At 64.5% G+C, this 13,267-nt stretch carries 9 protein-coding genes and 1 pseudogene; 8 read left to right on the top strand and 2 right to left on the bottom strand.

Going from position 1 to position 13,267, the window contains the following annotated elements; genetic code table 11:
* The first annotated feature begins 62 nt into the window (after positions 1-62).
* Positions 63-287, top strand: coding sequence for a hypothetical protein (locus QFZ70_RS13740; protein ID WP_307096402.1), 225 nt, complete (start codon positions 63-65; stop codon positions 285-287).
* 78 nt (positions 288-365) lie between these two features.
* On the opposite strand, the gene QFZ70_RS13735 is transcribed toward QFZ70_RS13740, so the two are convergent.
* Positions 366-1,886, bottom strand: coding sequence for a sodium:solute symporter (locus QFZ70_RS13735; RefSeq protein ID WP_307096401.1), 1,521 nt, complete (start codon positions 1,884-1,886; stop codon positions 366-368).
* Positions 1,887-2,155: 269 nt separating this feature from the next.
* Between QFZ70_RS13735 and QFZ70_RS13730 the strand changes: the two genes are divergently transcribed.
* Positions 2,156-2,731, top strand: coding sequence for a cupin domain-containing protein (locus QFZ70_RS13730; RefSeq protein WP_307096400.1), 576 nt, complete (start codon positions 2,156-2,158; stop codon positions 2,729-2,731).
* A gap of 149 nt (positions 2,732-2,880) precedes the next feature.
* On the opposite strand, the gene QFZ70_RS13725 is transcribed toward QFZ70_RS13730, so the two are convergent.
* Positions 2,881-3,708 (bottom strand): DUF559 domain-containing protein, encoded by an 828-nt coding sequence (locus QFZ70_RS13725; protein WP_307096399.1) that lies wholly within the window; start codon positions 3,706-3,708, stop codon positions 2,881-2,883.
* Positions 3,709-4,026: 318 nt separating this feature from the next.
* On the opposite strand from QFZ70_RS13725, the gene speB reads away from it, so the two are divergent.
* The 6 genes and pseudogenes from speB (at position 4,027) to QFZ70_RS13695 (ending at position 13,171) form a co-directional block, all read left to right on the top strand.
* Positions 4,027-5,091, top strand: a complete 1,065-nt coding sequence (gene speB / locus QFZ70_RS13720; protein WP_307096398.1) for an agmatinase — start codon at positions 4,027-4,029, stop codon at positions 5,089-5,091.
* A 5-nt stretch (positions 5,092-5,096) separates the two neighbouring features.
* Positions 5,097-6,806, top strand: a complete 1,710-nt coding sequence (locus QFZ70_RS13715; protein ID WP_307096396.1) for a thiamine pyrophosphate-binding protein — start codon at positions 5,097-5,099, stop codon at positions 6,804-6,806.
* Positions 6,807-7,082: 276 nt separating this feature from the next.
* Positions 7,083-7,565 carry a MarR family winged helix-turn-helix transcriptional regulator gene (locus QFZ70_RS13710; protein ID WP_307096395.1) on the top strand — a complete coding sequence of 161 codons (483 nt, stop codon included), beginning with the start codon at positions 7,083-7,085 and terminating at the stop codon, positions 7,563-7,565.
* Between the two features lie 3 nt (positions 7,566-7,568).
* Positions 7,569-9,210 (top strand): annotated as a pseudogene (locus tag QFZ70_RS13705) (MFS transporter).
* A gap of 152 nt (positions 9,211-9,362) precedes the next feature.
* Positions 9,363-11,096, top strand: coding sequence for an ABC transporter ATP-binding protein (locus QFZ70_RS13700; RefSeq protein ID WP_307096393.1), 1,734 nt, complete (start codon positions 9,363-9,365; stop codon positions 11,094-11,096).
* A 26-nt stretch (positions 11,097-11,122) separates the two neighbouring features.
* Complete coding sequence (locus QFZ70_RS13695; RefSeq protein WP_307097883.1) at positions 11,123-13,171, top strand: ABC transporter ATP-binding protein; 2,049 nt, start codon at positions 11,123-11,125, stop codon at positions 13,169-13,171.
* Positions 13,172-13,267: the final 96 nt, after the last annotated feature.

The following is a 13,267-nucleotide window of genomic DNA, read 5'->3' as shown; positions in this document are numbered from 1 at the left end:
GTGGCGCACGCCAGCGCGCACCCGAAAGAGCACGTCAGAGGCGAACAATCGGAGGTCGCACAATGAACACCACCGGACAGCACCCGGACATGCCCCACCTTGATTCGGTAGAAGCCGATCCCGCCTACGACTATGCCGAGGATGTGCCCGTCAGTGAAGAAGACTGGGACACCGAGGATGAATTCCTGGACGCGGAGGAACCCGTAGTCCAAACGCCGCCCGTCATCATCGACGCAGAGGAACGCGTGGTCCCGCTGGATGACGACGAATTCCGCGAGGCTCAATAGAACGGACGACGGCGGCACCCCACCTTCGCTGGAAAGCAAAGGTGGGGTGCCGCCGTCGTGCGTGCCTGAGACGTGCTGCTAGGGAGCCGAAACTGCTTCTGCGGAAGTCTCCCGGCTGTCCTGCCCGGAAACGCGGCGCTGCCAGTTGCGCATCACCTGGGGGTCCGTGGGCTTGGTCAGCAGGGAAACCGCGATGTACACCACGGCGGATGCGAGCAGGCCGTAGTAAATGGGCTCATTGGCGTAGATGCCGTCCAGCGGCGCCTTGGCGTTGATCTCCAGGACGATCATGGTGCCCAGCGTGACCACCGAGCCCACGGCCATGGAAGCGGCGGCGGCCACACCGGTGCCGCGCTTCCAGACCAGGCCGCCCAGGATGGCCACGAGGAGGCCGCCCACCAGGATGTCGTAGGCGATGGTCAGGGCTGCAACCACGTCCTTGGTGATGATGGCGATGACGATGGCAACGATGCCTAAGGTGAGGACCCAGATGCGGTTTGCCTTGACGTCATGCTCGGGGTTGTCCGTGTCCTCGGTGTTGATGTTCTTGCCGAACCAGCTCGCCACAAACGGCAGGACATCGGCGCGGGCAACTGTTGCGGCTGCGATAAGCGCGCCTGATGCCGTGGACATCATTGCTGCCACAGCGGCTGCCAATACCAGTCCGCCGATGCCGATGGGCAGCAGGCTCTGCGCCACCTCGGCGTAAACGTCGTCCTTTGCGGCAATCTCGATGTCGGCCAGCGCCACGCTGGCGGCCATGCCGATCAGCGCACCCGCAACACCGTAAAGGATGCAGTAGATTCCGGCGGTGGCGCCGCCCCACCTGGCCACCTTGGCCGTCTTGGCCGTGAAGACGCGCTGCCAGATGTCCTGGCCGATCAGCAGGCCCAGGGTGTACACCACAAAGTAGGTGATGATGGTCTGCAGGCCGATGCCGTCGATCTGGAAGAAGCTTGCATCCACCCGGCTGCGGATGCCGTCCATGCCGCCCGCGGCGTTGAGGGTGAAGGGGAGCATCAGGAAGAAGATGCCGACAGTTTTGATGATGAACTGCACCTGGTCCGCCAGGGTGATGGACCACATGCCGCCCACCGTGGAGTAGATCAACACAATGGCGCCGCCGACGGCAATGGCCATGGCACGGTCCCAGTCGAAGAGGACCACGAAAATGGTGGCGTAGGCGCCGGTGGACGTGGCGCAGAGCATCAGTGTGTACGCGAGCATCACGATGCCCGAAGCCTCGGTAGCCCTGCTGCCGTAGCGCAGGGTGAGCATCTGCGAGACCGTGTAGATCTTCAGCTTCTGGATGGTCCCCGCGAAAAGGAGGCTCAGGAGCAGGACGCCGGCGCCGATGGCGACGACCAGCCACATGCCGGAGATGCCGAACTTGTAGCCGAGGCCCACGCCGCCCACCGTGGAAGCACCGCCCAGGACGACGGCGGCCATGGTGCCGGTGTAAAGGAACGGGCCAAGCCGGCGGCCGGCGACCAGGAAGTCGCTGTTGTTCTTGGTACGGGACTTGCCCCACCAGCCGAATGCCAGCATTGCGAGAAGGTACACCACCACAATGGCGATGTTGATGACATTTGCGTCCACGTTGGACTCCTTGGAGCTTTTGGCAGCTGGGGTGGTCTCCGGAAGAAAGGGCCGGCCGGGAACCGCTGCATGAGGATGAGTGAGAGTGGATTCTCAAATATTGCCCTATAGGCAACAGGTGTTTTCCAAAGAGTAGGCTGTGACGGTGGTAACAGTCAAGGGGATGTTGGTGTACGCAGCGACGCGCGCCATCCAGGCGTCACAGAAGCGGCTGGCCATTAGTATTGCTCCAGAGCGGGGCCGGGTTGCCGGCCATGAAAGGTACTCGGATGAAGGCACTGCCAGTTGAGCCCAGCAACGTACCTGTTGCCATTGGTTCCCGGATCCGCGCGGCGCGGCAGTCGCAGCGGCTCACCATCGAGCAGGTTGCTGACGCCACTGGTCTCACCAAGGGATTCCTTAGCCGGGTGGAGCGCGACCTGACGTCCCCTTCGGTAGCTTCGCTCGTGACCCTTTGCCAAGTGCTCTCGATTTCCATCGGTGAACTGTTTGCGGCGCCGGAAACCCATCTCACCAAACGCAATGATGGGCCGCGGATCTCCCTCGGCGGCCAAGGCATCGTGGAGCGCCTGCTCACGGCCCGCTCGGAGCGGCGCATCCAGATCATCCAGGCCTGCATCGAGCCGCACGGCCGCGGCGAGACCGAGTTGTATGCCGTGGACTGCGATGTTGACGTTCTCCACGTTATCAAGGGCAAAATCAAGCTGATCCTCACTAATGAGGAATACGACTTGAGTACCGGGGACACCGTGACCTTCCCCGGCCGGGAACCGCACACCTGGGTCAACCCCACGGACCAGCCGGTCGAAGTCCTCTGGGTCCTGGTTCCGGCCGCCAGCCGCTGACCCCCTGCCGGTTCTTCGGGCTTGTGCCTTCCTGCCCACTTGGTCGTGTGGCCCTAAGCGGTTAACCGACTGCCTCCGGTACTTATGGCGGTCTTGCGGCCAGGTATTGCAGCGGGCCGGCCGGTAACTGGGCGGGAAGGCGCGCCCCGTCAGCCAGCGGTCCTTGCTCTGAGCGCCAGTGCCGTGCGAATGTCGGCCAGAACCCGTTCCTGGTTGAACCAGATGTGCTCCGGCATGTAGCGGAGGACCGCGTAGCCTTTCACGGTTGAGGAGTTGTTCCGGTCACGGTCGCGCAGCATGTCCGCCCGTTGTGAATGGAACGCAAACCCGTCGATCTCCACTATCAGGAAGCCGCTCAGGAGGAAGTCCACCCGGCCGATGCCCGGCAGGAAAACCTGTGGTTCGAAGGCAACGCCATTGGTGCGGAAGAGGTGCTGGGCATCCACTTCAACGATGGATTCGGCGCGGAGGTTCAGCTCCCGAAGTGCCCGCAGAGCCGGCGCTGACCGGTCAGCGAGGAGTTGTTGTTTCAGCAGCTCCACCGGCAGGCAGTGCAGCCGGATGGCGGACGTGGCCAAAGCGGTGGACGCTGGTGGCGGCAGGCACCCCAGTGAGTGCAGGACCACATCCGCCACTCCGGCCACGGGCAGCAGCGGATGTCCACCGAAGCGAATGGACCGGTGCCGGACAAAGCCTGCGCCGTGGCCGTGGTTGCAGGCCAGGTGGAGCTGGTTCGGCGGGTTTCGTTGCCATAGTCCGTAGTGGGCAGCGGCACTGGCGCAGGTCAACCTGCCGTTGTGCTGGATCGCGGCCGCGAGTTCCTTATTGCAGCCGGGCGCGAGGAAGATGCCTCGTCTGGGCTGCATTGCGCCGTGGTCCAACAGTTTGGCAATCTCCCGTTTAGAGAATCCGGCATTGCGGAGTTGGCTGGTGCGGGCAACTCCACCGGCTTGTTTCAGGTAATCGAAGATGTCCATAGGGCCATTGCATGTGATTGCCGTGCTCCGTGGCAGGGGGCGAGGGTTGTATGTGGGTATTGGTCCCGGCTTTCCATGTACCTTCCTGCCCACTTGCTCTGTGCGAAGCAACCCAGTTGGGGGAGGCCCCCGCGCAGTTCCGCGGTCGAAGCGGAGCCGGTAAGAAGGTGTGGGGGAGTAATTGGGCGGGAACGTCCGCCTCGGCGCAGTACCTCTCGCAGGGAGAGCTACATAAGTAAACAGCTGGTGCGCATATGAAAACAAGCTGTATGATGGCAGTCACATCAGTCCCTCAACTCCTCGAAGGAGAGGCCTCCATTGGAAGAGCTGCGCATCGAAGCCAACGGCAACCTTGGCCCCATCGATTCATCCCGCATTCCCCGTTACGCCGGGGCGGCAACATATGCCCGGCTGCCGCGCCTGGACCAGGTGGAAAAGGCGGATGTAACCGTGGTCGGCGTTCCCTTCGACTCGGGTGTCTCCTACCGCCCAGGGGCCCGCTTCGGCGCAAACCACGTCCGCGAAGCAAGCCGGCTGCTGCGCCCCTATAACCCCGCGTGGGACGTCAGCCCGTTCGAAAACGTCCAGGTGGCCGACGCCGGGGACATGGCCGTCAACCCGTTCAACATCAACGAAGCCATCGAGACCATCCAGCAGAACGCACTGGACCTCACCAGCGGCGGCAGCAAGCTCGTGACCCTGGGCGGGGACCATACCATCGCCCTGCCCCTGCTCCGCGCCGCCGCAGAGCGTGCCGGGGAACCCATCGCCATGCTGCACTTCGACGCGCACCTGGACACCTGGGACACCTACTTCGGCGCCGAGTATACCCACGGCACGCCGTTCCGCCGCGCCGTCGAGGAGGGCATCCTGGACACCGAAGCCATCAGCCACATCGGCACCCGAGGGCCCCTGTACGGCAAAAAGGATCTCGACGACGACCATCGCTTCGGGTTCGGCATCGTCACCTCCGCGGACGTCTACTACCAGGGTGTCCTGGAAACCGTGGCCAAGGTCCGCGACCGAATCGGCAACCGCCCCCTTTACATTTCCGTGGACATCGACGTCCTGGATCCGGCCCACGCACCGGGCACGGGCACCCCGGAGGCCGGGGGCATCACCAGCCGCGAACTGCTGGAAATCATCCGGGGCTTCCGCGGCATGAACCTGGTGGGCGCCGACGTCGTCGAGGTGGCCCCCGCCTACGACCACGCCGAGATCACCGCCGTGGCCGCAAGCCACGTTGCCTACGAACTGGTCACCCTGATGGCGGACAACGCTGTGGCCGGTGACCGCTTTGGAGCCGCAACAGGCTACGCGGCCCAGGCCCTCGGCCAGGAAGCCCGCCGTCCGGCAGGCTTCGCGGCAGCCGGCAAGGAGTGAGCAGTATGATCGATTTCGATCCGGGGACGGCAGCTGCTCCTGCAGGGGACAGTGCTCCCGCGGGTGCCCGCAACGGCGGGGACCTCGTCGTCGAAACCCTTGAAGCCCTGGGGGCTAAAACCGTGTTCGGCATCCCCGGCCAGCACGCACTGGGACTCTTTGACGCGATGGGCAGGGGCAACCTGCAGTTCGTCTCCTCACGGGTGGAGAACAACTCCGCTTTCGCGGCAGACGGGTACTCCCGCGCAACGGGGGAGGTGGGAGTTCTATTCCTGTCCACCGGCCCCGGAGCCCTGACGTCCCTGGCCGGGCTTCAGGAAGCGTATGCCACCGGCGTCCCCATGGTGGTGGTCGCCAGCCAGATCCCGCTCGAGGGCCTGGGTGCCCGGCGCAAGGGTATGCTGCACCAGCTCGATGACCAGAAAGCCTCGGCTGCCAACGTCACCAAGAGCCAGCGGCTGATCCAGCACGCGTCAGGCATCCCGTCCGCCATCCAGGACGCCTGGACCGAAGCGATCTCCTCGCCCCAGGGACCAGTCTGGATCGAAATTCCGCAGAACGTCCTGCTCGATCCGATCATGGTCCCGCCGGTGGAGGATGCGCTCGCCGAAGCTGCGGACAACCCGCCCCGGGTGGAGCTGGTCCGGGAGGCGGTGAAGTGGCTGCAGGGGGCGAAACGCCCTGCCATCATCGCAGGCGGCGGGACGCGGCGGGGCCGGGCCGAGAAGTCCCTGCTCTCCATCGCGGAGAAACTTCGCGCCCCGGTGATCTGCACCCCGGGCGGCAACGGCGCGTTCCCCTGGAACCACGAGCTGTCGCTGCAGTCCTGGGTCGAGGACCGCTACATGACCGATGTGCTGGAGGACGCGGACGTCCTGGTGGTGATCGGTTCGTCCCTGGGTGAGGTCACCTCCAACTACTTCACCTTCGAGCCGCGCGGCCGAATCATCCAGATCGACGCCGAACCCCGGGTTCTCGAGTCGAACCGCCCGGGCCTGGGCATCCGCGCCGATGCCGGCCAGGCCCTGGCTGCCCTGGACGAGGCCCTGGTGATTGAGCCAGTCCAAGCCAGGCCGGACTGGCACGGCACTCCGCCCGAGGACCTGGTGAAGGAATCGCTGGCGAAGGTCCGGGCACGGCTGGAATCCCAGGACCTTGGCAAGGAACTGAAGTTCATGGCCGACATCCGCGAAGCAGTCCCCGCGGACATGCAGACCTTCTGGGACATGACCATTTCCGCCTACTGGGGCTGGTCCTGCTGGGACGCCCGCGAGGGCCAGTTCCACTCCGCGCAGGGTGCCGGCGGGCTCGGTTACGGCTTCCCGGCAGCCATCGGCGCGGCGGTGGGACTGGAAACCGTCGGCAAGCCCGGCCGGGTGCTCGCCGTTTCCGGTGACGGCTCGTCCATGTACTCCATCTCTGAACTGGCCACCGCAAAACAGCACAACGTTCCGGTCACCTGGCTGATTGTGGACGACGGCGGCTACGGGATCCTGCGCGAATACATGGTGGGTGCGTTCGGCACGGCAACCGCCACCGAACTCGCGCGGCCAGACTTCGTCCAACTCGCTGAAGCGTTCGGCGTGCCGGCCACAAGAGTCGCGCCGGAGGACGTGGGGGAGGCGCTGCAGGCGGGGTTCGCGGCCGACGGGCCCAACGTCGTCGTAGTTGAGACGCTCCTGAAGATGTTCGCCCCCACCCACCTGCCCGAATAGGTTGCGCCGGTCCTGGACCGGGCCGGCCTGAATCCGGCACAGGCACAGACAATAAAAGGCCCCGCGGCACGACGTGCTGCGGGGCCTTTCTGGCAACCGCTCCGCCTGATGGGGGACAGGCGGAGAAGCTGAAACCAAGGTAATGGAAAGCATGCTTACTGACAAGTTGAATCTCCATACCGGCTGGTGAACCGGCACCCCGCAGCACTAAGTTTCCCAAAGCAACCAACTTCCTATATAGTTGCTTCAGGCAAACAAGTAGGGAGTGCTGAAGCCATGGCAGTAGCACCGGACACGGCAGCGGATCTCGTGTACCAGATCTTTGACCTTCAGCGCGCTGTGCGGTGCATTGCCACCGCCAGCGTGCGCGGGCAGGACACCGGAGTAGCGCTCCAAGGTGTCCTCCGCTTCGTGGGCGAAGGCGAGTCCCGGGCCACCCACCTGGCCGAGCGGCTGGGAGTGAGCGCCCCGGTCCTGAGCCGCCACATCGCGGACCTTGAAGAGCATGGCTTCGTGGTGCGCAGGCAGGACCCTCACGACGGCCGGGCCCAACTGGTTGCCCTGACACCCCTGGGTGCGGAGAAACTCCGCCTCATCGAGGAGCAGCGGACAGCCGTCCTGCAGGACTACCTGCGCGACTGGAGCGAGGAAGACGCGGGCAGCACCGCAAAAACCCTGCACAAGCTCACGGAATCACTTATGCAATCAGCCCGGGCAAAGGCGGCCGGCACCATCACCACCACACCTCCCAGGAGCTGAACCATGGCAACCCACCTCGAGGCAAGCCCAACCGCCGCCCCGGCCCACATATCCGCTGCACCCGCGGGGGCCCCGCCGGAGATGTCCCACCGCCAAATCATGGAGGCCCTCACCGGGCTCCTGGCTGCCTTCTTTACGGCGATCCTCAGCAGCACCATCGTGGCCAACGCGTTGCCCACCATCATGTCCGACCTGCACGGGACGCAGACCGACTTCGCCTGGGTCATCACGGCCGCGCTGCTGGCCAACGCTGCCACCACCCCCATCTGGGGCAAGCTCGCTGACCTCTTCAACAAAAAAGTCCTGGTCCAGCTCAGCATCGTGATCTTCGTGGCCGGTTCCGTGATGGCCGGCCTGTCCGAAACCATCCCGCTGCTCCTCGTGGCACGGGTCATCCAGGGCGTTGCCATGGGCGGCCTCACCGCCCTGGCCCAAGCCATCATCGGCACCATGATCCCGCCGCGGGACCGCGGCAAGTACTCCGGCTACATGGGCGCAGTGATGGCAGTCGGCACCGCCGGCGGCCCGCTGCTGGGCGGCTTCATCGTGGACAGCCCGCTCGGCTGGCGCTGGACCTTCTTCGTGTGCGTGCCGCTCGCCGTCGTCGCACTGATCCTGCTGCAGGTCACCCTCAAAATCAGTCACGTGCGCCGGCCCGCCAAGATCGACTGGCTCGGTTCCATCCTTCTCACATCCGGTGTGAGCCTGCTGCTGATCTGGGTCTCCTTCGCCGGCAACCCGGCCTACTACGACTGGATCTCCTGGCAGTCGGCCCTCATGGTGGGCGGCGGCATCGTCCTGCTGGCGCTGCTGGTCCTGGTGGAATCCAAGGTGGAGCAGCCCATCATCCCGCTTAAGATCATCTCCGAGCGCACCACCGCCCTGGCCATCATCGCTTCCGTGGCGGTGGGCATCGCGATGTTCGGCTCGTCCACCTTCCTGGGCCAGTACTTCCAGGTGGCCCGTGGCGCGACCCCCACCGAAGCCGGGCTCCTTACCCTGCCCATGATCGCCGGAAACCTGGCCGGCTCGGTGGCATCCGGCCTGTTGATCAGCCGGACGGGCAAGTGGAAGGGCTACTTGGTTGCCGGTTCCATCCTGCTGATCGGCGGCCTCGGGCTTGCCGGCACCATGGACCACACCACGGAACTCTGGCACGCAGGCGTCTTCACCGCGGTGCTCGGCCTGGGCCTGGGCATGCTGATGCAGAACCTCGTCCTGGCCGTGCAGAACACGGTCCGGGCTGCGGACATCGGAACGGCCAGCGCCTCCGTGGCGTTCTTCCGGTCCGTGGGCGGCGCCATCGGCGTCTCCGTTCTGGGCGCCATCCTGGCCAACCGGGTCAGTGAACTTGCCACGAAGGGACTCGCAGCAGCCGGCATCCCGGTGCAGGACGGCTCGGCCGGCTCCAGCATGGACCTGGCGCACATTGCCGGAGCCTGTCCGCGACATTATGCGGGCAGCCTATGGCGACGCCACCGCGGAAGTCTTCCTGATCTCAGCCGCTGTGACCGTCGTCGCGCTGGTTTCCGTGCTGTTCATCAAGGAAAAGCCGCTGCGGCGCACGGTGGACATCCAGCCCGCGCAGCCCGCGGCGCAGGAGAAGGAAGGCACGACGGCGGTCCCCGCCTCCGCTGCCCGGTAAGCCGCCGGCACTACTCCTCCCGGATGATCTTTTGCGGAGCTGTTCCACCCCCCGGGAGGAGTTTCGTAAAGTGGGAAGGCTAAGGCTGTCAGCCCCGGCTGGTACTACTTAAGCCTCACCACTTCGCGAACTCTTCCTAAGGACCCGTGGGCATGCTCCTCACCCTCATACGGCGGTATTCCAGGCCGTACATGCCATACATTGTGGCCGTCATCGTATTCCAGCTGGCGTCCACCATCGCTGCGCTGTACCTCCCCAGCCTGAACGCCCAGATCATCGACGAAGGGGTATCCCGCGGGGACACCGACTTCATCTGGCGCACGGGCGGAGTAATGCTCCTGGTCGCCTTCATCCAGGTGGGAACGGCCATCGCCGGCGTGTACTACGGGTCCAAGACGGCCATGGCCGTGGGGCGTGACCTTCGGCGCGGGGTGTTCCGCAAGGTCACCAGCTTCTCCGCGAAGGACGTCAACACCTTCGGCGCGCCCACCCTGATCACGCGCGGCACCAATGACGTCCAGCAGGTCCAGATGCTGGTGCTCATGGGGCTGAACTTCATGGTGGCCACTCCCATCATGTGCATCGGCGGCATCATCATGGCCCTGCGCGAGGACATAAACCTGTCCTGGCTGGTCTGGGTCTCCGTGCCCGTGCTGGTGGTGGTGGTGGGCTACCTGGTAGTCCGCCTGATGCCGCTCTTCCGCGCCATGCAAAAGAAGATCGACCGCATCAACGGTGTCCTGCGCGAACAGATCATCGGCATCCGGGTGGTGCGTGCTTTTGTCCGCGAACCCTACGAAACCGAGCGCTTCGGCGAGGCCAACAAGGACCTGACGGACGTATCGCTGAAGATCGGCGCCCTGTTTGTCCTGATGTTCCCGGCCATCGGCATGATCCTGCACCTGTCCACCGCTGCCGTGCTGTGGTTCGGCGGCCAGCGTGTGGACTCAGGCGAGATGCAGGTGGGCGCACTCACCGCATTCCTCCAGTACCTGCTGCAGATCCTGGTGGCGGTCATGATGGGCACGTTCATGGCCATGATGATTCCGCGTGCCTCCGTGTGTGCGGACCGCATCGGCGAGGTGCTTGACGTCGAACCCTCCATCCACGATCCCGAACGGCCCGAGACCCCCGTTGCGCTGGCCGGCGTGGTGGAGTACCGGAACGTCACCTTCGCGTACCCGGGCGCGGAGTCGCCTGTGCTGAGCAATATCAGTTTCACCGCCAAGCAGGGCGAGACCATCGCGATCATCGGTTCCACGGGCGCAGGGAAAACCTCGTTGTTGTCCCTGCTGCCGCGCCTCTACGACATCGCTGAGGGGGAGGTGCTCCTGGACGGCGTGCCGGTCAGCAACCTGGACCGCGCAGAGATCACCAAGCGCGTGGCACTGGTTCCGCAGCGGCCCTACCTGTTCTCCGGCACCATTGAACACAACCTCCGCTTCGGAAAAACCGAAGCCACAGACCAGGAACTTTGGGACGCCCTTGAGGTGGCACAGGGCGCCGACTTTGTCCGGGAAAAGAAAAATGGGCTGGGCTCCCGGATTTCCCAAGGCGGCACCAACGTCTCCGGCGGCCAACGGCAGCGCCTCTGCATCGCCCGCGCATTGGTCACCAAGCCCCGGGTCTACCTCTTTGACGACTCCTTCTCCGCCCTTGACGTTGCCACCGACGCCCGCCTCCGGGCCGCCCTCAAGCGCACCACCGCCGACGCCACGGTCATCATCGTGGCCCAGCGCATCTCCACCATCACCGAAGCGGACCAGATCCTGGTGCTGGACAACGGCCGCATCGTGGACCGCGGAACGCACGAGGAACTCCTGGAAACCTCACCCACTTACCAGGAGATTGTTGAATCCCAGCTGAGCGTGGAGGAAATGGCGTGAGCCCCCGCAAGAAAGACTCCACCGACATGAACCAGCCAGCAGTTGCCCGCGACCAGCCTGAGGCGGGGCCGGTGGCAGACGCACTGGCTGAGGACGAGGAATTCTTTGAGGAGGAATACAAGCCGTCCGAAGCCGACGGCGACATGTTCGGCGGCATGCCGGCCAAGAAAGCTGAGCACTTCTGGCCGTCCGCCAAGCGGTTGATGGGTTTGCTGAAGCCCGAGGCCGCGGGCATCTACGCCGTGGTGGCCATGGTGGTCGTCGCAGTGGTCCTGAACGTTGTTGCCCCCAAGATCCTGGGCCAAGCAATGGATGTGATCTTTGGCGGCGTGGTTGGCAAGCAGCTCCCGGCCGGTGCCAGCAAGGAGCAGTTCGTGGAGGGGCTGCGCCAGCAGGGGCAGGACAACTTCGCGGACATGATCTCCAAGATGGAGCTGGTGCCCGGAAGCGGCATCGACTTCCAGAAGCTGTCCTTCCTTATTGCGGTGGTGCTGCTGATGTACTTTGTTGCCAACATCTTCCTGTGGCTGCAGGGCTACGTCCTGAACCGCATCGTGATGAAGGTAATCCGGCGGCTCCGCGATGACACCGAAAAGAAGCTCAACAGGCTTCCGCTGAACTACTTCGACACCCGCCAGCGCGGTGACGTCCTCTCCCGGGTAACAAACGACGTCGACAACATCCAGCAGGCGCTCCAGCAGGCGTTCGCACAGCTGATCAGCTCGCTGCTGACCGTCATCGGCATTGTGATCATGATGTTCATCGTCTCCTGGCAGCTGGCCCTCATTGCGTTGGTGGCCCTTCCGCTGTCCGGCGTCGCTGCCGGGATCATCGGCTCGCGCAGCCAGAAGCTTTTTGCCGCCCAGTGGAAAAATACCGGTGCTTTGAACGGCCAGATCGAGGAGTCGTTCTCCGGCCATGACCTGGTGCGGGTCTTCGGGCGGGACGCGGACATGCTGGAACGGTTCGAGGAACGCAACGAGGCCCTGTACAAGGCCAGTTTCGGCGCCCAGTTCGTGTCCGGCATCATCTTCCCGGTGATGCAGTTCGTCTCCTACCTCAGCTACGTTGGCATCGCCGTTGTGGGCGGACTCCGGGTAGCCTCGGGTTCCATGTCCCTGGGCGACGCCACGGCCTTCATCCAGTACTCCCGCGAGTTCACGCAGCCGCTGGGGCAGATGGCCGGCATGGCCAACATGCTCCAGTCCGGCGTGGCGTCATCCGAGCGCGTATTCGAATTCCTGGATGCCGAAGAACAGGATATTGAGACGGCCACCGAGCACCTGCCGGCCAAAACGGACGGGCACGTTGAGTTCAGGAACGTCACCTTCAGCTACACGGAAGACAAGAAGCTGATCGAAGACCTGTCCTTCACCGCGCAACCGGGGCATACCGTGGCCATCGTTGGGCCCACCGGTGCCGGAAAGACCACCCTGGTCAACCTGGTGATGCGCTTCTACGAGCTCAACTCCGGCTCCATCACCCTGGACGGTGTGGACATCACCCACCTCAGCAGGTCCGAACTGCGCTCCAAGGTGGGCATGGTGCTCCAGGACGCCTGGCTGTTTGGCGGTTCCATCTACGACAACATCCGCTATGGCAACCTGGACGCCACGGAGCAACAGGTCATGGCCGCGGCAAAGGCCACCTTCGTTGACCGCTTCGTTCGTGCCCTGCCCGACGGATACGACACCGTGATCGACGAGGAAGGCAACAACGTCAGCGCCGGCGAAAAGCAGCTCATCACCATCGCCCGCGCCTTCGTGGCCAACCCGTCGCTGCTGATACTCGACGAGGCCACGAGCTCCGTTGACACCCGCACTGAACTGCTGGTGCAGAAGGCCATGGCGGCGCTCCGCACGGACCGCACCAGCTTCGTGATCGCCCACCGGCTCTCCACCATCCGCGACGCCGACACCATCCTGGTGATGGAGAACGGCAGGATTGTGGAGCAGGGCAACCACAAGGTCCTCCTTGCTGCCGAGGGCGCCTACTACCGGTTGTACATGTCCCAGTTCGCTGGTGCCGACGCCGGGGAACTGCAGGTGGATGATTCGACGGCGGTGCACAGCTGAGCGCGCAGGAGGCACCGGCGCAGGAGAACGCGACGGCGCAGCAGGGCCCACCCCTGCAGCATGACCCGCAGAAGCCGGACAGCAACGGCGGGCGGC

The sequence above is a fragment of the Arthrobacter sp. V1I9 genome (genome assembly GCF_030817075.1).
Taxonomy (GTDB): domain Bacteria; phylum Actinomycetota; class Actinomycetes; order Actinomycetales; family Micrococcaceae; genus Arthrobacter.
Note: the sequence above shows the minus strand (reverse complement) of the source record. Positions and strands in the feature narration are given on the sequence as shown.

Coding starts and splice junctions, on each gene's coding strand:
- QFZ70_RS13715 (WP_307096396.1), top strand. CDS start 5,097: ATGATCGATTTCGATCCGGGGACGGCAGCTGCTCCTGCAGGGGACAGT.
- QFZ70_RS13740 (WP_307096402.1), top strand. CDS start 63: ATGAACACCACCGGACAGCACCCGGACATGCCCCACCTTGATTCGGTA.
- QFZ70_RS13695 (WP_307097883.1), top strand. CDS start 11,123: ATGAACCAGCCAGCAGTTGCCCGCGACCAGCCTGAGGCGGGGCCGGTG.
- QFZ70_RS13710 (WP_307096395.1), top strand. CDS start 7,083: ATGGCAGTAGCACCGGACACGGCAGCGGATCTCGTGTACCAGATCTTT.
- QFZ70_RS13730 (WP_307096400.1), top strand. CDS start 2,156: ATGAAGGCACTGCCAGTTGAGCCCAGCAACGTACCTGTTGCCATTGGT.
- QFZ70_RS13725 (WP_307096399.1), bottom strand. CDS start 3,708: ATGGACATCTTCGATTACCTGAAACAAGCCGGTGGAGTTGCCCGCACC.
- QFZ70_RS13700 (WP_307096393.1), top strand. CDS start 9,363: ATGCTCCTCACCCTCATACGGCGGTATTCCAGGCCGTACATGCCATAC.